The sequence below is a fragment of the Streptococcus sp. FSL W7-1342 genome, from assembly GCF_037966635.1.
GTDB lineage: Bacteria > Bacillota > Bacilli > Lactobacillales > Streptococcaceae > Streptococcus > Streptococcus salivarius_D.
Window position 1 is genome coordinate 1,068,123 of the sequence record NZ_CP150200.1, and the last position, 18,805, is coordinate 1,086,927.

An 18,805-nucleotide genomic window follows, 5' to 3' on the forward strand; every position below is an offset into this window, starting at 1 on the left:
TAATTATAATCCTTCAATCACCTGACACAGTGCCTCCACATCTTCCTTTTGAGTGGACCATGAGGTCGCAAAGCGAATGACAGTCAGTTCGTCATCATACTTTTCCCAGAAGGAGTAGACCACTTTCTCAGAGAGTTTTTCCATCTGCTCTTTTGTCACCAAACAAAAGATCTGGTTGGTCGGATTTTCAAAATAGAGAGGAAGTCCTGCTCTTTTACAAGCTTGACGGATCTGATTAGCATAAGTAATCGCATCATGGCCGATAGTGTTATATAGATGGTTTTTGAACAATTCGTCAAATTGGATGCCTAACAGTCTGCCTTTGGCTAAGAGAGCGCCATGTTGCTTGATGATGGTGGTCATATGAGGAAGGAGACGAGGATTAGGAATGACCACCGCCTCTCCAAACATGGCCCCGCACTTGGTGCCACCGATGTAAAAAGCATCACAGAGCTGGGCGAGGTCAGCTAGAGTCACATCATTTTCAGGACAAGCCAGAGCATAGGCTAGACGTGCTCCATCGACAAAAAGCTTAACATCGTGCTTTCTGCAGACTTGAGCAATAGCTTCCAATTCTTCTCTTGAATAAAGTGTTCCAAGCTCAGTCGGTTGTGAGATGTAGACCATGCCTGGCATGACCATGTGTTCGTGATTGCCATCTGCCCAATAATCTTCAATAGTTTCTTTAATTTGTTGGGCGGTCAATTTACCGTCTGCTGTATCGAGTTCTAGAACCTTGTGGCCGCCAAACTCGATGGCCCCAGCCTCGTGCACACTGACATGCCCAGTTTTCGCTGCGATCACTCCTTGATAAGATTGAAGGAGGCTATCGATCATGATTTGATTGGATTGGGTCCCGCCCATAAGAAAGCGAACTTCTGCTTGGAGACAGTCACAGGCCTCTCGAATCTGTTCAATGGCACTCTTGGTAATCGGATCTGTCCCGTAACCTGTCATTTCCACTTGGTTGGTTTCCATCATACGTTTGAGAATGTTAGGGTGTGCTCCTTGTAAATAGTCATTGGCAAAATTCAGTTGTGTCTTCATTTGAATGTTTCTCTTTCTTTGTTGATGCTATAAGTTTAAAATACTTTTTGATATAACACAAATGGCGAATACTCATCACATCTATGATATAATGTAATGGATAGAGAGGAGCAGTTTATGGATGCCAGTAAATGTCAGGCTGTTTTAGTTGCTAGTGAGACCGGTTCTTTTTCAGCAGCAGCTGAACACCTGAACTATACCCAGTCAGGAATTACGAGAATGATTTCAAGTTTAGAGGAAGAGTTGGACTTTCCAATCTTTATCCGCAACAAAAAGGGCGTTCGCTTAACGGAAAATGGCAAGTTGATGATTCCCTATTTCAGGGAGATTGTTGATGCCAATCAAGTAGCTACGCAAGTCAGTGAGGAAATTAAAGGAGTAGTCAGAGGTTCCATCACAATTGGCTGCTACTTTAGCGTGTCCTCCATGTGGATGCCTAGTCTCCTAAAGACTTTTTCCGAAACCTATCCATCCATTCAGATTACTCTGTTAGAAGGTGGTAATAAGGAGATTGCCAAATGGCTAGCCGAGAAATCTGTCGATATTTGTCTGTGCGCGGAGCCTCAGGATAGTGGAGAGTACAGTTGGAAAGAATTGTATCGAGACCCCTTGGTGGCTTGGTTGCCGAAAAATCATCCCAAAGCCAATCAGAAGACTTACAAGATTAAGGATCTGGAAACTGAAGATTTTATCCATACCTTACCTGGTCAAGATACGGATCAAGACCGCTTAATCAAACAAGAAGGTCTTGACCTGCAAACACGATTTACAACCAAAGACGGCTTTACGACCTATCAGATGGTTAAGGCTGGCTTGGGAGTCAGCTTTAACCAAGCTATGATTGCAAGAGACTGGAAAGAAGAAGTGGTGCAAGTTCCTCTTAGTCCGAAACATTTTGTTTCACTGGGAATTGCTCTCCCTAAAAAAGAAAAAACTTCCCCAGCTATCCAACGATTTATGGATTGCATTGATTATTGGTTGAAAGATTTGTTGAAATAATCTGTTATTAGCATATTAGGAGAGAGTATGATACATAAACATGAAATCCCAATTTTAGAGTTTGATGACAATCCTCAGGCTGTGATTATGCCAACCCATGAGGATTTAGGTTTGGACTTGCCGGCTAGGTGTGTTTACGGCTTTTTAGAGGAAGAAGTAGAACGCTATGCGATATCAGTTGGCGCTGAAAAAGTTGGCGAATTTGTCTCTGCCACCAAAACCTATCCTGTTTATGTCATGAATTACAATGGGAAGGAAATTTGTTTGGCTCAAGCTCCAGTTGGCTCAGCTGCAGCTGCACAATTTATGGATTGGCTAATTGGTTATGGCGTAAAGCAAATCATATCAACTGGAACTTGTGGCGTCTTGGTTGACATGCCAGAGAATGTTTTTTTGATTCCGACGAGAGCTTTGCGAGATGAAGGTGCAAGTTACCACTATGTTGCGCCATCTCGCTATATAGACATGAATGAAAAAGCTCTTGGAGCCATTGAGAAAACTTTAAAGCAAAAGAAAATCCCCTATAAAGAGGTCATGACCTGGTCGACAGATGGCTTTTATAGGGAGACACCAGACAAGATTTCCTATCGTATTGAAGAGGGCTGTAGCGTTGTAGAGATGGAATGTGCTGCACTAGCAGCAGTTGCTCAACTTCGTGGAGCTATTTGGGGCTTACTTCTCTTTACGGCAGATTCCCTTGCGGATATTGACAATTACGATCAACGAGATTGGGGCTCAGAGGCTTTTGATAAGGCTTTGGAGCTTTGTCTAGATATCATTGTTCAGATGTAATTTTGATTCAATAGAAAAAAGAGCATGACTATATAATCGTGCCCTTTTCGTCTGTTAAATTATTATTTCAAAATATCGCAAAGTTCTTGGGTGGTATCAGCTATAAAATCAGGATTTTCTGCCAAAAGAGTTTCGTTTTTCCCAAATCCCCAGGTCACCGCTATTGTTTTGATGCCAACGGTTTTTCCACCAATCAAGTCGAACTTGGTATCACCAACAATGACGGACTGGTCTTTAGGTGCTTTATTTTCAGTAATGGCACGCCGCAAGACATCAGCCTTATGAAAGGCAGTAGGAGTAGAACCATAAATGCCATCAAAATATTCAGTAATTCCAAGGTGTTTGCACATCTCTAGAGCAATAGGTTCATTTTTTGAAGTTGTAATAAAGATTTTTTTGCTAGGATCTTGACTAAGTTGTTGAAGGATTTCTTTTATACCATCATAGAGGTGAGCCTCCAATTGTCCTTTAGTCTCATAATAGTCACGATAAATTTTTACGGCTTGGTCAGCACTTTCTTCACTAACCTCTTCTTTAAAGGTTACCTCGAGAGGTGGTCCCATAAAGGTGCGAATTTTCTGATCACTAGGAACAGGAAGGCCTAGTCTTTCAAAGGTTTGAACAAAACCATTGTGGATTCCTTCAGAACTATCAACGAGGGTACCATCAAGGTCGAAAAAAATGTGTGTGAGTGTCATAGAATTCTCCAATATAGTGTCGTTGGTTTATTATATCATGATAGGCGGGAAATAATTAGATTAAAACAGCTAGGCGTATAAAATATCATCCTACCAATCCAAAAACACCCCAAAATTAAGCTTTTGGGATGTAAATCACGGGGTACAATAATTAAGTGTTTAACTCAAACGAGGAGTTAGTTACGTTTTGGTTTGACTGCCATGCCTAGGCCAAGTGCCGCACTGATAAGACCAAGTGAAACTAGTGCTGCAGATTGGCTAGAACCTGTTTCTGGGAGTTCTTTATGTGTTGCTTGCAATGGCGTTGGTGCCTCGTAGACCGTACCCTCAACGTAGTATACATTTCCTGGAACAGTTGGTGTTGCTGGTTGCACCGTTTCAGGCTGGTTAGTTGCTTTAGTAACCAAGTGAGTCGTTGCAATGACTTCGTAAGTATCCGTTTGAATACGATAAACACGTCCTTCTTGAACAGTTTCAATCACGTAGTTTGAGAATTGTTTGTTCAAAAGATCGGCGAAATCTTTATCGATATCGAGGTAGAGACCATTCGTTCCTTTTACCAATGGGTCAAAGTCTTTTTCATCATATTTCTTACCAACTACGGTCAAAGAAATCCCAGCATCTTGAAGGGCTTTTAGTGTAGCATCTTTAGTTGGTGTTTTGGGAGTAAGGTCTATATCTTCGTCAGTGACCAAGAAGGCGAAGCGACGATTGTTCTTTCCAGTTCCCCAAGTATAATCAGGTGAAGTTGCAATATGTGATAATGCTGTTGTTGCTTCCTCGTCTGAGCCAGTAGTACGGATGGCTTTTAATTTACCAACAAAAGCGTTCGTATCCGTGGTGAATTTAGAACCTCCGAAATCATGGTAAGTTGTGTTTTTGCTTGATTCATAGTCAACCAAACCAAGACGTGCTTGCACATTTTTAGATTCCAAATCACGCACAAATTTTTCAATGTTATTAGCTACGTCAGTGATATGGCTGTCCATTGAACCAGATTTATCGACAATAAAGACGATGTCAGTAGTTCCCTTGACTTCTTGGCGATTCACCACATCAGCCTCTTTAACAACCTCGACAACAGTCGTTTTATTGACCGTTTCAGTCGTTGTTGCCACATATAATACATCTTAGGAATCAAAAACACTCAATTCCTTCCCAAAAATCTTAGTCATAGATTGACATTAAAGAAGTTTTAAGATAACTTTAAAGTAACGATTTAATCCGATCTTATCGAGGAGTTGCCATGAAAAAAACAAATCTTCTTTATTTATTAGCTATTCTGGCCATCATATCTGGTCTTTTACTATATTACTTGCCAGACATGACGTCTGGACATAATGCAGAGTCAAATCAAACAAGTCAGACTTTTAAGGAGAAGACGATTGTTCATGATTTTGGTACGACAAAGTTGAAAAAAGTTCCTAAACGTATTGTTATCCTCGACAACCTCTATGGTGAAATCTTGAATCCTTTAGATATCACTCCAGTAGGGGCGACAACTGGTCAAGCTGATAGTCAAGAATTTTCAACCCTCTTTAAGAAACAATACAAGGATGCCAAAGTGGTTTCAGTTGGTTGGCAGGGTAATCCAGATTTGGATAAGATTGCTGAGTTAAAACCTGATTTAATCCTTATGACAGGCGAGCAGGAAGACCTCTATGATGAGCTGTCTGAAATTGCACCGACTGTTGGCTACCAAATCAACACCGATGAAAATTGGGACTATCATGAAACCTCTCTTAAGGTGGCAGAAATCTTTGATAAACGTGATGAGATGAAGAAGGATCTCGATAGATTGGATGCTAGGGAGGCCGTTTTCGCGGAGAATGTCAAAGCCAAGTTTGGCAACCAGAAACTGATGTATCTGCGCGTGACTGACAATGACATCCGTTATTATGCTTACGGGCATTTTGGTTATCTCTATGATACCTATCATTTCAATCGAGCGGAAACCTTCAATCCAGATGATATGTTACAAGTTATCGATCCAGATAAACTAAAAGACATTAATCCGGATCTCCTGATTGTTCAAGCAGATTCTCAAGAACTCCTAGATAATAAACTTAAGAATACCCCTGTCTGGACTAGCTTAAAGGCTGTTCAAAATAACAAGGTCATCTATGCTGACTACTCAACCTACATGCTGGGCTTTGGGATTGTCTCCCAAGAAGCTATTATGAAACAGATTTCTGATGAATGGGGATTAAATTAAACTAAAAACGACCGGTAGGGTCGTTTTTCTATGTTCAAAGTAAGTTTAACTGACAAACAAACGTTTAATATGTTTTCTCAAGGCAAAATAGAGCTGAATGGTCATGGGAATCCAAATCAAGGGCTCGCATAGGATAACGCCAAGGTAGCGCATAGAAGGAATGACCAAAAGAACAAAGAGAATTTTTCCAAAAAGCTCAATAAAACTTGAGGTTAAAGGTGTCAGTTTCTTACCAAGACCTTGCAGGCTATTTCTAAAGATGAAGAGCATTCCTAAAATAGGATAAAAGAGAGAACTGATACGGAGGTAGCGACTAGCATTATCAATAATCACAGCATTATCTGAACCGGAGATAAGACCAGCCAAGAAGGGGCTTGCTACATAGAGGAGGGCACAAGCAATGACAGACCAAGTTATAGAAACAAGACAAGATTGCTTTAACCCAGCTACTATGCGCTTAAACTGTTTGGCACCGAAGTTCTGAGAGGTGAAAGTAGTCACCCCGGCAGCAAGTGAAGTCAAAGGGAGAACAGCAAAGGACATAATCCGTCTTGCCGCCACTTGAGCACTAATGATGAGAGGACCAAAGCCGTTAATGGCATACTGTAAGGTCACAGTCCCAATAGAAACAATGGAGTTCATGAGTCCCATGGCCATTCCTTGTCCAAAAAGGTCCAAATAAAGACTTGAATCAAGAACAAAATCTGACTTGCTTGGTAGAAGGAAGGTCACTTTTTTCTTAATATAGTAAAGACAGAGAATTGCGGAAATCCCTTGAGAAATAATAGTTGCTAAACCTGCTGATTGAACACCAAGATGGAGTTGAGTAATAAAGAAAAGGTCTAAAACGATATTGACCAGAGCTGAAAATATCAGAAAATAGAGGGCTGTCAGACTATCACCAACCGCTCTGAGGAGACCTGCACACAGATTATAACCCAAAGTAACCCCAACACAGGAGACAATCATAGAAATATACTGGTAGGACTGCCCAATGATAGAAGCAGGTGTTCCTAAAAATCTTAGTAAAGGATAGAGTCCGAAATGTCCTAGAATCATAACCAAGGCACTTAGGCCCAGACCGATGACAACTGTGGCCGCCACAGACTGACGAAGTTTCCTATAGTCTTGCGCACCATAATAACGTGCGATAACAACCCCCATACCATTTCCAACACCTAAGGCAAATCCGATAACCAAATCAAAAATAGCAGAAGAAGCTCCTACAGCAGCCAAGGCATCTGGACCTAGAAAGCGTCCTACAATCATGACATCCGCAGTATTATAGAGTTGCTGGAAAATATTGGATATCAGAATTGGTAGGGCAAAGATTAAAAGAGACCGCAAAATAGGGCCTCGTAAAAGATCAACTGACGAATTTTTCATAGAACTATTATAACAAGATTGTAATTGTGAAACAATGACAAAAAGCCATCCTAGGATGACTTTCGAAAGAAATGATATAAATCAATGCTCACGGGCATTCCATTTAAATGCAAAATTTGAAATAAAGATAAGTATAACTACCCAACAAATTAAAGCAAACACACTTGACTCAAATATTTGAAATTTTTCAAGTTTTATAAAATATTCTGTGTTAGCTCCTATAAAAGAAAATCTCGTGATGTAGCTCATAATTTTATTGCTCATATCAGATGAAAGCATAGGTAAAAAAGTAGCAATAATCAAGACAATCATACTAAATAATGTTGTGTGAGTTTGAGTCTTAGAAAACAATCCTATTGATAAATTCAACAGAATAAATGCTAACGTAGTCAATACTACTACAACAAAATAAGTTAACCAACTTGGAATAGCTATTCCAAATATTACAGGCATAAACAAAGCCGATAAAACAGAAAAAATAAAAGGAAATGAAATGACAGAAATTATATAATTATATTTCGTAACACCACTCAATATCAATGTTCTTAAATTCTTCTTCTCTTTTTCTTCAGAAATCATCATTGAAGTAAAGGTGCCAGCTGTCATACTATAAATCAAACTAAGCCCAATGTTTAAAAAATACATTTCGCCATGAATCATAGGGATAGCTTGTAAAATAGCAAAATCAATAAACGGTGTAACTACACATACAAACAACAAAACTTTATTACTGATTAAGTATTCCCAACGCAACCATAAAAGTGCTATCAATCTATGCATTTTTTGAATCCTCCGAAATCTTTATAAAAATATCCTCAAGCGTATTTTCTAAAGTATGCACACTAGCTACATCAGAACCACCCAAATATCTAGCAGCCTCTGCTTGAGACACCATTATCGAATCTCCATTTTTAAAACGAATAACAGCTTTATCTTGCTGACTATATTTATCTATGATTTCTTGAGGAGAACCATATTCTAATATATGACCTGAATTCAACAATGATATACGGTCACAAATTTTAGTAGCTTCACTCATATCATGAGTTGTTAAAAATATTGTTGTTCCCTCATTTTTTAAATTCAACAGAATATCATGTACTTTATTTGATAAAGCAGGGTCCAACCCCGATGTAGGTTCATCTAAAAAAAGAATTTTAGGATGATGCAAAATTGACCGAATAAGAAGCATACGCTGTTTCATACCAGTTGATAGTTTTTCTGCCTTCTTATCTTTATCTTCAAATAATTCCAGTTCCTTCAACAAAACATCAAGTTTATCTAAACTCACATTGTGATACTTAGCAAAGAATTGCAAGTTCTTATAAACTGTCATCTTTCCCTAATTGTCAAGTCAAGTGCAACAAAGATGTTCCTCTGATTAAGTGAGTATCTTTCAAGCTGTTTGAGTTAGCTCAAACAGCTTTTTTGCGGACTGATAGCCATGAATTCGTCTAGGTCTTTCATTGATAGCCTTTGTATAGTCCTCTAAAAGATTCTGATTTAGTTCTTTTAACGAACACCCCTTCGGAATGAACTCTCTTAGTAGTCCATTGAAATTCTCATTTGTACCTCGTTCATAAGATGAATAGGCATGTGCAAAATAAACATCTAATCCCTCTATCTTACTCAATGATGAAAATTCGTTTCCATTATCTGCAGTTATGGACTTAATGGGATAAAGTTTCATACACTCTAAGACTGCTTGATTGACATACTCTGCTTTCTTTTCCACGAGTTTCTTTGTGACAGCATAGCGTGTTTGTCGTTCTACCAAGGTTAGAATAGAAGGTTCTCCTATTGTCTTTCCACCCAGAACAGAATCGATTTCCCAATCTCCAAAACGGGAACGATTATTGATTTCTTCTGGCCTTTCTTCAATTGACTTTCCTAGATGTTTCTTGGTAGAGGGGCGCTTGGTAAATTTCTTACGGATCCGCACTGCTCTTGGCAAATCAATGACCTTAATCTCTAACAATCCTTGATGGATATAGTTATAGAGCGTCTTGGTTGAAGGAACAACTGCATCTACATGTTGGAGTCTATAGGTATGAACAAAGGTATCCACGCTATGCACCCTTGGTTTCTCTCTCATTGCTTCTGTAAATGCTCTCAGAAAGTCATCCGATACGGAATCCAGTTTCAAATAATAGCTGGCTTCTCTAGCATGACGATAACGGTTATGAGCAGCATCTGCATAATAGTGTTGGTAATAGACCTTTTGCCCATTTACTTTTTTCACTTGTGTTATGGAACCACGATTAATTTCACGAGTAATAGTAGAGCGATTTCTCCCTAGTCTACGAGCAATCTCAGCAGGTTTGAGTCCTACGCTTAAATAAGCTTCAATTTCCCCTCGCTCAGCTTCAGATAAGTGCTTGTATGATTGATTTGTGGTAGAATAATTAGTGGACATGTTCATCTTCCTTTATACTGTTTTTCGCAACTCTAGTATATCAGATGAACATGTCTTTTGTGTTGCACTTCATTTTACAATAGGGCAACTGTCATCTTTCCATAGAATCCAACAGTATCACTCATTATACCAATATTTAAAAAATCCGAAGGAAGTAACCGATTAGACTCTTTATTTAAAATATAAGCTTTTCCGCTATCCTGTGATAACTGTCCTGTCAAAATATTTATAGTCGTCGTTTTACCAGCACCAGAAGGACCTAGAAAACCAAAGATTTCTCCTTCCTTAATGTCAAACGAAATGTCCTCTAAAGCGATTTTATTGCCAAAACGCTTAGAAAGATTGTCTACTTTTATCATTGGATTCCCCTTTTCTAATGTAAACACTTGTAATCATTATAAAAATGTTGAACTATACATATAATATAACTGCGAAGGTGAATGACATGTTTGTTAAAGCTATCGCTTACTATGTTACATAAGTTATTATCATTGCTGATATTAGTCGTCATGTGACCACTCACTAATAAAGAATGATATAACAAAGAAGCTATACATTAGTTTTTTATTATATCACTTTTCTTATCATTATCTAACAAAATGATAAGATTTTATCGTAGTCCGAGAATATCTATAGTTAAAAAGCCATCCTAGGATGACTTTCGCATATTTTTTAGATAGCGGCCGAGTATTTGTGTCATATGATTGTAACCCGCCGCGATCATTGGAATTTGTAAGTAAATATAAGGTAGGGTGTACTGGCTCTTAGTCTCTGATATGAGGTGAAAGAGGATGCCACCGAAGAGATAGAGGAAGGCATAGAGGCCTAGTGTTGCTCCATCTCCCATTCGTTTATAAGTGAAAGCATAGTAGAACGCACCACCAAGATATAGGACTAGGAGATAGCCTTGCATATAGGTCACAAAAAAGAGATGCAGGGTCCCATCGTGATAGATAGAGGTCGCAAACCTATTCCACAAAGGCTGAAACTTGTCTTTACTTGGACCGTTCCAGATGGACTGGAAGCTTCCCTCCGTCCAGGAGCTGATAAACTTGGTTCTGAAAAACCAACTTGCCTCATCGGGATGTGCTAGGAGGTATTGAACACGCTTATCAAAAAAATGGTTGGCGCTTTTTTCAATCTTTTCGATATTGCCCTTTTTCTTAGCATAAATGTCACGGACATAGCCGGTATACCATCCTGGCATTCGTTTAGAATCGGGTTTGTCCTGTAAGCCCATGGCCAACCAAGCAATCTGAGGTGTTCCAGAAATTTTTTGATGAGTGGTAATCTCATAGTAACTGGTTGTCGCCTTATGCAAGCTCATAGGAAAGGCAAAGAAAGCCAAAACCAAAAGTAAATAGCGGTAACGTTTCTCTCTGAGTGTCATTAGTATCAAAATACCAGATAATGCAATAATGAGAATAATATTATTGCTCCTTACCCAGTAAGCCAATGATAGCATGACCACCGAAAGAATCGCATTCCTAGCCTTACCACGTTTTAAGTAACGTAGAAAGAAGAGAATGGCAAAACTAGAAAAAAACAAACCATACATAAGTCCATAGGCAAACATAATGTTAAAGACTAGAGGCAAAAAACCGAAGCTCATGATGACAGCCAAACGACTGACTAACGGTTTCGTAAACAGTTCATCCGTGATTTTCCATGTAGCATAGTTCATACCAATGACCATGCCAAGATTCAATACATAGAAAACAGAGATAACTGGTAAAGGAATCAGATAGAGAACCAAGCGTTCAAAACTAAGCAAACCCAACTGATGAGGATAGCGGAAGAAGTAGGCTCCTGGTTTAATTAGCGAAAAGTCACCAGCATTAAACTGGACCGCCCCTTTAAAGACAGTACCTGCATCGTCTCGACCAGCAAAACTGGTCAGAAAAATCAACAGTAGGCCAAAACTCACAAAGCAAATGGAAAAAAAGATGAAAATCTGCTTTGTTGTCAGTTCCTTTAAGATTTTAGGCCAGAGAAGGGTCAAAAGCAGAATGGCCCCACCTGAAACATAAACATACCAAGGAACGCTACTAATCTCTGCCCACTCAAAGTATCCCGTCATCATGGTCGTGCGAATGAACAAAGCAGTCACAAATAATAACCCAAAGACTAAGAGCCCCACATAGCGCCCTAACCATTCTAAAACAGAACTCGTATATGACATAAGAGCCTTCATGCTGAAAGTCTCCTTTATTATAGGTAATTACCCTTATAGTTTAGCACAGCCGCCGGAAAAATGTAATGAAAACAAGAAAAAATCTCATTCATCAACGAAAGAAATTGCTCTTATGAAGACATAGAAAAACTCTCTCGTTTCTAAAACAAGAGAGTTTGATTTTGTAAAGCAGACTATTTAATCCGCATACTATCAATTTTTTCTTCAGTCGGTGTGACACGTAAGGTCTTTTGTCCCGTATAAGTTACAAATCCAGGTTTACCGGCTGTTGGTTTGTTGAGTTTCTTAACATCAATCATATCGACTTGAACCAAGTTTGATAGACGTGCCTTAGAGTAGTAGGCTGCCAATTCAGCCGCATCTGTCTTGACCTCGTCAGTTGGGTTAAGATTGTCCTTGATGACCACGTGACTCCCTGGGATATCCTTTGCGTGGAACCAGAGCTCACCCTTTTTAGCCATCTTGAAGGTCAACTCCTCATTTTGCAGGTTGTTACGACCAACCATGATAATGGTCTTACCATCAGAAGCCAGATACTGTTCAGGTTTCTTGCGTTTGTGACGTTTGTCAGTTGAACGACGCTTCATAAAGCCAGCCTGAACAAGCTCCTCACGAATATCCTCGATTTCATCCATGTTGGCTTGAGATAGACTGAACTCTACACTCTCCAGATAATCAATAGTCTGCTTGGTTTCCTCAATCAAACCAGTCAAGTGCTTAACAGCTTCCTTGAGTTTCTGGTATTTCTTGAAGTAACGCTGAGCATTTTGGTTAGGAGTCAGAGCCACATTTAGGGGAATGGTAATCTTTTCACCAGTGTAATAGTTGTCTAGCTCGACACTATCCTTGTCATTTGGTACCATGCTAAGATAGGTGGTCAAAAGTTCCCCTTTTTGACGGAACTCCTCAGCATTTTCGGTCGCCGCAAGCTCTTTTTCCTGTTTAACAAGCTTTTTCTTGTTTTTTTCCAGTTCATTTTGCACGCGGTGAATCAAATCACTAGCCTGTTGAGCCACACGGTCACGCGCCGCCTTGTCCAAGTAGTAGTAGTCTAAAAGGGCTGACAAGGTTTCAAACTCAGGTTGGTCCTGACTATCAGAGAATCTTACAGCTGAAAATGCCTTAGCCGTTAAGTTTGGCTCTACTTCACGATTGAAGAAGGCACGGAAATTCTTGAGCTTATCAGTCTCAAGTAAGGCTGATAATTCATTGGCCGTGTCACGCCCCAAACCTTGGAAAAGTTTTTGAAGGTTTCTAGCTGACAAATCCTCAGTCTGTAGGATCTCAAAGAGTTTTTCGTCTGGAATGTCGAAAGGATTCTTGGCGTCCGTCTTAGGAGGAGCAATATAGGTAGACCCAGGCAGAATAGTACGGTAACTATTTTGTGAGAAACCAACATGCTTGATAGACTCAATGATTTTGCTCTCGTTCTTGTCAATCAGGATAATGTTGGAGTGTTTCCCCATGATTTCCATAACAAGAGTAACCTTAACGCTATCACCGATTTCATTTTTATTAGAGACGGAAATCTCAAGGACACGGTCGTTTTCCAGTTGCTGGATATCCTCGATAACCGATCCCTGAAGGTATTTCCGCATAATCATGGTATAGGTGTTTGGATTCTGTGGATTTGGCAAGTCAGCCTTGGTCGTTTGAATACGTCCAAAAACAGGGTGAGCTGAAAGCAGAAGCTTGTAATTCTGACGATTGTTACGAATGGTCAAGACCAACTCACGCTCAAAAGGCTGATTAACCTTCTGAATACGTCCGTAGAGAACCTGCTCACGCAACTCAGCCGTCATATGATGAAGAAAAAAGCCGTCAAAAGACATGATGTACTTCCTTTCTTGTTAGTGATAATAATTGTTTTATTTAAAAAATAAAATTTTCTGTGAAACTTTCCTTAGGTGTTGGCGGACGTCAGCGAACTTTTACAAAGTTCCATGACTAATAAAGATACAAAGGGCGTCTGCGGATATAGTCAAAAAAGAAAGTTTGACGCAGAATCTTTAGATTCTAGGAGAACTTGTCTTTTTGACACAATCCGCAGCCCGTGTTCAATTGTTTTTGAGCCCCTTCGCTTTTTCATTTTTAGGCTCAGGCTAAAATAGTTCCCCGAACTGTTTTACTCTCAAAAATTCCGAGCGCCTGAAACCTTTTAGTTTCAGGCGCTTTTAACACGGCGGAAAGTCTCGGTTAATTGCTCGCTCTGCTCGCAAAAAAGTTATTTCAAAAACTTGAAGAGTTTATGAACTTTGTTAGTTATTTTTAAATAATTTGCATACGTTATGAACGTAAATATTGCCTAACTATTATAGCACAAAGAGAGTAAAAATGCTTTGGATGGGTAGTCGGAATTGAGTTTGTTATTATTATGGACCATTCTTTATTACAAAAATTGTTACGCTAAAACAGTTAAAAGTTATGTCTTAGATTATAATGAATACCTTTGAATTTATATCTGACTTGTGGTATCATTTAATATGCTGAAAATTAAAGGAGCATTAAATGAACGATTTAAAAAAGATTAGCAATGCGACTAATTTGAAATACCTAGCTGTTGCACTTATGTTTTTGGACCAAATCTATCAGATGTTCGGGAGTATGGGGGCACCTATATGGTTGACGATGTTGGGACGTCTGTCTTTCCCAATTTTCCTCTTTCTTGCTGCTGATAGTTTTCACTACACACACGATCGTATGGCTTTTCTCAGGCGTCTGCTTTACATGAGTTGGTTTATGATCATTGGCAACGCCATCATTGGTAGTATTTTTCATAATGGTAGTATCGGTTTAACCAACAATGCCTTTTCAACCTTCTTTATCACCGGGATTTTTATTTACTCTTGGGATTTGTTGTTTAAGGGACTTCGTGACAAGTCTTATAGGGAATTGATTCAGGGGATGGGTGTCTTTCTCTTGCCAATACTTTCAGCAATTCCAGTTGCTGTACTAGGGGGGATTTTTGAAACACCTAACGGAAATCCATTTGTTGCTCATAGTGTGGCTTTTCTCTTGTCTCTGGTACCAAGTGTTATCATGGTTGAGGGTGGCTTTGTGATGGTTATTCTTGGTTTACTATTCTATATTTTCCGTACCAATCGCATGGCTCAAATCATTGTCTTAGCTGTTATTTCAGTGATTGCCCATCTCTTTGATCCGACGGGTGTGCAATGGATGATGATTTTTGCTGCGATTCCTATGTATTTTTATAATGGTAAGCGTGGTAGTGGTAACAAGAATTTCTTCTATATTTTCTACCCAGCTCATATTTATCTCTTGTGGATCCTAGCAAGTTTGTTTAGATAAGATGACAAAGGCAGTCCTTGTGCTGTCTTTTTTTCATGCTCAAGAGCCATTTTTATGGTTTGTTTCCTGCTTCTAAAACTGCTATAATTTAAGGCGTAATAGAATCTTGTGATAAGTCAATTGGAGGTATATCATGACAAAAGTAGCAGTAGTATTTGCGGAAGGTTTTGAAGAAATCGAGGCCTTGAGCCCAGTGGATGTCTTCCGCCGAGCAGGATTTGACTGTAACATGCTAGGACTTGAAAGTGCGTCAGTAACTGGCTCACATGGGATTCAAGTCGTTATGGATGGTGTATTTGATGGTAATTTTGCGGATTACGACTTGGTGGTTCTTCCTGGAGGTATGCCTGGCTCAACTAATCTACGCGACAATCAGGCCTTGATTGCCTCTCTTCAAGAGGCTGCAAAAGCTGGAAAATATGTTGCTGCCATTTGTGCGGCACCAATTGTTCTCGAACGTGCTGGTCTTCTTGAAGGTCGCAAATTCACATGTTTCCCAGGTGTTGAAGAACAAATTGCATCTGGCGAGCATCAAACTGACTTGGTGGTCGTTGATGGCAATATTGTCACAAGCCGTGGTGCCGGAACAGCCCTAGCCTTTGCTTATACCTTGGTCGATCTGTTGGGTGGCGATGGTCAGCAGTTGGCTCATACTATGGTTTACGACAGATTGTTCCAATAATCTTATTTTAAGACTGTTATCCAATATTCTTAACACCTATTGTTAGGAATATTGACAATTTATGTTACCCTATGAGATGATTGAGAACGTATCAAACAGAGGGCCTAGTTATAGGCTGGAGAGACCTTAGCTTAGTTTTTTAAGCTTTGGTTTTTTCTTTTCTCCTTTGACATCCGTCTTGAAAACGGTTATAATAATCACAAAATAACCTTTAAATGAGTCCAGAGAGGCTTGAAAGGTCGGACAGGTGAAAAAACAGGGTTCTCCTGTGATTTTTTGTGCGACCTTGCCATGTGGCGAGGTTTTTTTATGACATTTTGCAGTTTAGAAAGGGTTGTCATGATATTAGTTGAAGATTTAACCATTGTGAGTCAGCGTGAGATTGCACCTCGTATTTTCGAGATGGTGCTTAAGGGAGAGATGGTTGCGGATATGCAGGTTGGACAGTTCGTTCATCTCAAGGTACCAGACCCAAGTAAGCTCCTTCGTCGTCCGATTTCCATTTCAGAGATTGACTACGACAAGAAAGAGGCAACCATTGTCTATCGAGTGGAACGCGAGGGAACAGCTATTCTGTCTAAGATGGTAGCTGGGCAAGCCATCGATACCATGGGCCCTCAGGGAAATGGTTTTGATATTTCCGTCATTGAGGCTGGGCAGAAAGCCCTCCTAGTTGGTGGTGGTATCGGTGTGCCGCCTTTGGTTGAGACAGCTAAGCAGTTGAAGGCTAAAGGTGTGGAAGTTGTATCGGTGATTGGTTTTGCCAATAAGGATGCCGTCATCTTGGAGGACAAGCTCAGAGCTTGTGGTGAAGTCTACGTGACGACTGATGACGGTTCATACGGTATCAAGGGTTACGTTTCGACAGTTATTGATGGTTTCGACTGGACACCAGATGCCGTGTATAGTTGCGGAGCCCCAGGCATGCTTAAATATGTCGATAGTAAGTTTGAAAATCACCCTCACGCCTATGTTTCTATGGAAGCTCGCATGGCTTGTGGTATGGGTGCTTGTTATGCCTGTGTGGTTCACGTTAAAGGAGAGTCGGACGCCAAAAATCTTCGTGTTTGCGAAGAAGGGCCAGTCTTCCCTACTGGAAAAGTCATCGTCTAGGAGGTTACCATGTCAGAGATTAAATCAGAAAATCGTTTAGCTATTAGCCTTCCAGGGCTTGATTTGAAAAATCCTATTATCCCAGCTTCAGGTTGCTTCGGTTTTGGTCAAGAGTATGCCAAGTATTATGATTTGGACAAACTAGGGTCAATTATGATTAAGGCAACGACTGCCAACCCTCGTTTTGGGAATCCAACACCCCGTGTGGCTGAGACACCATCAGGCATGCTTAATGCCATTGGCTTGCAAAATCCAGGTGTTGATGCTGTCTTGTCTGAAAAACTCCCTTGGTTGCAGGAGCATTATCCAGAGCTTCCAATCATTGCCAATGTGGCTGGATTTTCAAACGAAGAATATGCGGAAGTTTCTCACAAGATTTCCAAAGCTAGCAACGTCAAGGCTATCGAGCTCAATATCTCCTGTCCAAACGTAGACCATGGTAATAACGGCCTTCTCATTGGACAAGTTCCAGAGCTTGCCTATGCGGCAGTAAAAGCCAGCGTCTCTCACTCTGATGTGCCCGTCTATGTCAAACTGACACCGAGCGTGGCTGATATCACAAGTGTCGCCAAGGCAGTCGAAGATGCCGGTGCGACTGGTTTCACCATGATTAACACCTTGGTCGGAACACGCTATGACTTGGCTACTCGCAAACCTATCATTGCCAACGGTCAAGGTGGCATGTCGGGGCCAGCCGTATTTCCAGTAGCCCTTAAACTTATCCGCCAAGTTGCTCTAGCTTCAGACCTTCCAATCATCGGTATGGGTGGCGTTGACAGTGCCGAAGCGGCTATCGAAATGTTCATCGCTGGTGCCTCAGCCATCGGTGTCGGAACAGCCAACTTCGCAGATCCATATGCCTGCCCTAAAATCATCGACCGACTCCCTGAAGTCATGGACAAGTACGGCATCACAACACTTGAAGACTTACGTGAGGAAGTTCGAACAGACTTGTTGGGGAAATAGAATAAAAATAGCATTGTTAAGGAGTTCAACAAAGGTATAATTACTTTCATCTCCCTTTGACATTCCCTTATAAAAGCGCTATAATAGAACAAATTGAACTGAACCTTTAATCGAGTCCAGAGAGGCGAGAAAGGTGTACTGAGATGCTACGGCATCACTAAAGGGTAGGGACTGCCCTATTTTCGTGCAACCTTCGCTGACTGGCGGAGGTTTTTTGTGTGAAAGGATATAAGAAATGAGAGAAAATCGTCCTGTTATTGCCCTTGATTTCCCGACCTTTGAGGATGTGAAGGCTTTCCTTGCTAAGTTTCCCGCTGGTGAAAAGCTCTATGTGAAGATTGGTATGGAACTTTACTATGCAGCTGGGCCTGAGATTGTGCGCTACGTTAAAGAGCTTGGCCATAGTGTTTTCCTTGACCTTAAGCTTCACGATATTCCAAATACTGTGAAATCAGCTATGCGTGTCTTGTCTAACCTTGGCGTTGATATGACTAATGTGCATGCGGCTGGTGGTGTGGAAATGATGAAGGCTGCGCGTGAAGGCTTGGGAGATGGTCCAATCTTGATTGCTGTAACACAGTTGACCTCTACCTCTGAAGAGCAGATGCGTGATTTTCAAAATATCCAAACCACACTTCAAGAATCAGTGGTTCATTATGCTAAGAAGACTGCTGAAGCAGGTCTTGATGGTGTTGTCTGCTCAGCGCACGAAGTAGCGAAAATCAAAGAAGCAACAAATGAAGATTTCGTTTGTTTGACACCTGGTATCCGTCCAGCAGGAGCAGCAGTTGGTGACCAAAAACGTGTCATGACACCTGCCGATGCCCGTCAAATTGGTTCAGATTACATTGTTGTTGGTCGTCCAATTACACAAGCTGATGATCCAGTAGCAGCTTATCACGACATCAAGGCCCAATGGAACGGTCAATAAATTTTCAAAAAGACCTTATTTCATAGGAAAATAGATGGAATTAGGTTATAATAAAGA

General features: G+C 40.4%; 17 protein-coding genes and 1 pseudogene. 8 read left to right on the forward strand and 10 right to left on the reverse strand.

Translation table 11 applies throughout. From position 1 onward, the window contains the following. Nucleotides 1-3 precede the first annotated feature (3 nt). Nucleotides 4-1,047, reverse strand: a complete 1,044-nt coding sequence (locus NSQ79_RS04730; RefSeq protein WP_081370417.1) for an aminotransferase class I/II-fold pyridoxal phosphate-dependent enzyme — start codon at nt 1,045-1,047, stop codon at nt 4-6. 117 nt (nt 1,048-1,164) lie between these two features. Here NSQ79_RS04730 and NSQ79_RS04735 point away from each other — a divergent pair, with 117 nt between their 5' ends. Next, nucleotides 1,165-2,046, forward strand: a complete 882-nt coding sequence (locus tag NSQ79_RS04735; protein ID WP_339313959.1) for a LysR family transcriptional regulator — start codon at nt 1,165-1,167, stop codon at nt 2,044-2,046. A gap of 27 nt (nt 2,047-2,073) precedes the next feature. Continuing rightward, a complete protein-coding gene (locus NSQ79_RS04740) occupies nt 2,074-2,838 on the forward strand; it encodes a nucleoside phosphorylase (RefSeq protein WP_164332005.1) in 765 nt (254 codons plus the stop codon). A 62-nt stretch (nt 2,839-2,900) separates the two neighbouring features. Here the strand turns inward: NSQ79_RS04740 and NSQ79_RS04745 are convergent, their stop codons facing one another. Beyond that, nucleotides 2,901-3,536 (reverse strand): HAD hydrolase-like protein, encoded by a 636-nt coding sequence (locus NSQ79_RS04745; protein ID WP_164332004.1) that lies wholly within the window; start codon nt 3,534-3,536, stop codon nt 2,901-2,903. Nucleotides 3,537-3,712: 176 nt separating this feature from the next. Continuing rightward, nucleotides 3,713-4,654: a VWA domain-containing protein gene (locus tag NSQ79_RS04750; protein ID WP_254594392.1), complete on the reverse strand. Its 942-nt coding sequence runs from the start codon at nt 4,652-4,654 to the stop codon at nt 3,713-3,715. A gap of 128 nt (nt 4,655-4,782) precedes the next feature. On the opposite strand from NSQ79_RS04750, the gene NSQ79_RS04755 reads away from it, so the two are divergent. After that, nucleotides 4,783-5,751, forward strand: coding sequence for an ABC transporter substrate-binding protein (locus tag NSQ79_RS04755; RefSeq protein WP_164332003.1), 969 nt, complete (start codon nt 4,783-4,785; stop codon nt 5,749-5,751). A 45-nt stretch (nt 5,752-5,796) separates the two neighbouring features. Here NSQ79_RS04755 and NSQ79_RS04760 read toward each other — a convergent pair whose 3' ends face one another. From NSQ79_RS04760 to NSQ79_RS04790, 7 genes and pseudogenes are all read right to left on the reverse strand, one after another. Continuing rightward, nucleotides 5,797-7,137, reverse strand: coding sequence for an MATE family efflux transporter (locus NSQ79_RS04760; protein ID WP_339313962.1), 1,341 nt, complete (start codon nt 7,135-7,137; stop codon nt 5,797-5,799). A gap of 81 nt (nt 7,138-7,218) precedes the next feature. Continuing rightward, the gene (locus NSQ79_RS04765) at nt 7,219-7,917 is read right to left on the reverse strand and encodes an ABC transporter permease (protein ID WP_339313964.1); all 699 of its coding nucleotides are present in this window, start codon (nt 7,915-7,917) and stop codon (nt 7,219-7,221) included. Continuing rightward, the gene (locus tag NSQ79_RS04770) at nt 7,910-8,473 is read right to left on the reverse strand and encodes an ABC transporter ATP-binding protein (RefSeq protein ID WP_339313966.1); all 564 of its coding nucleotides are present in this window, start codon (nt 8,471-8,473) and stop codon (nt 7,910-7,912) included. The genes NSQ79_RS04765 and NSQ79_RS04770 overlap by 8 nt, the downstream gene beginning before the upstream one ends. Nucleotides 8,474-8,533: 60 nt before the next feature. Beyond that, the gene (locus NSQ79_RS04775; protein ID WP_171021848.1) at nt 8,534-9,553 is read right to left on the reverse strand and encodes an IS30-like element IS1139 family transposase; all 1,020 of its coding nucleotides are present in this window, start codon (nt 9,551-9,553) and stop codon (nt 8,534-8,536) included. 86 nt (nt 9,554-9,639) lie between these two features. After that, a pseudogene (locus NSQ79_RS04780) lies at nt 9,640-9,912 on the reverse strand (ATP-binding cassette domain-containing protein); the annotation flags it as partial. Nucleotides 9,913-10,202: 290 nt separating this feature from the next. Beyond that, nucleotides 10,203-11,747, reverse strand: coding sequence for a glycosyltransferase family 39 protein (locus NSQ79_RS04785; RefSeq protein ID WP_254734797.1), 1,545 nt, complete (start codon nt 11,745-11,747; stop codon nt 10,203-10,205). Between the two features lie 173 nt (nt 11,748-11,920). After that, nucleotides 11,921-13,579, reverse strand: a complete 1,659-nt coding sequence (locus NSQ79_RS04790) for an NFACT RNA binding domain-containing protein (protein ID WP_339313971.1) — start codon at nt 13,577-13,579, stop codon at nt 11,921-11,923. A 676-nt stretch (nt 13,580-14,255) separates the two neighbouring features. Here NSQ79_RS04790 and NSQ79_RS04795 point away from each other — a divergent pair. From NSQ79_RS04795 to pyrF, 5 genes are all read left to right on the forward strand, one after another. Continuing rightward, nucleotides 14,256-15,056: a TraX family protein gene (locus NSQ79_RS04795; protein WP_004182498.1), complete on the forward strand. Its 801-nt coding sequence runs from the start codon at nt 14,256-14,258 to the stop codon at nt 15,054-15,056. 133 nt (nt 15,057-15,189) lie between these two features. Beyond that, entirely contained in the window at nt 15,190-15,738 is a 549-nt protein-coding gene (locus tag NSQ79_RS04800; protein ID WP_164332000.1) for a DJ-1 family glyoxalase III, read from the forward strand. Between the two features lie 339 nt (nt 15,739-16,077). Further along, entirely contained in the window at nt 16,078-16,851 is a 774-nt protein-coding gene (locus tag NSQ79_RS04805; protein ID WP_241003659.1) for a dihydroorotate dehydrogenase electron transfer subunit, read from the forward strand. 9 nt (nt 16,852-16,860) lie between these two features. Beyond that, nucleotides 16,861-17,817 (forward strand): dihydroorotate dehydrogenase, encoded by a 957-nt coding sequence (locus NSQ79_RS04810; protein ID WP_014633111.1) that lies wholly within the window; start codon nt 16,861-16,863, stop codon nt 17,815-17,817. Between the two features lie 235 nt (nt 17,818-18,052). Beyond that, nucleotides 18,053-18,748, forward strand: a complete 696-nt coding sequence (gene pyrF / locus NSQ79_RS04815) for an orotidine-5'-phosphate decarboxylase (RefSeq protein WP_013990581.1) — start codon at nt 18,053-18,055, stop codon at nt 18,746-18,748. Nucleotides 18,749-18,805: the final 57 nt, after the last annotated feature.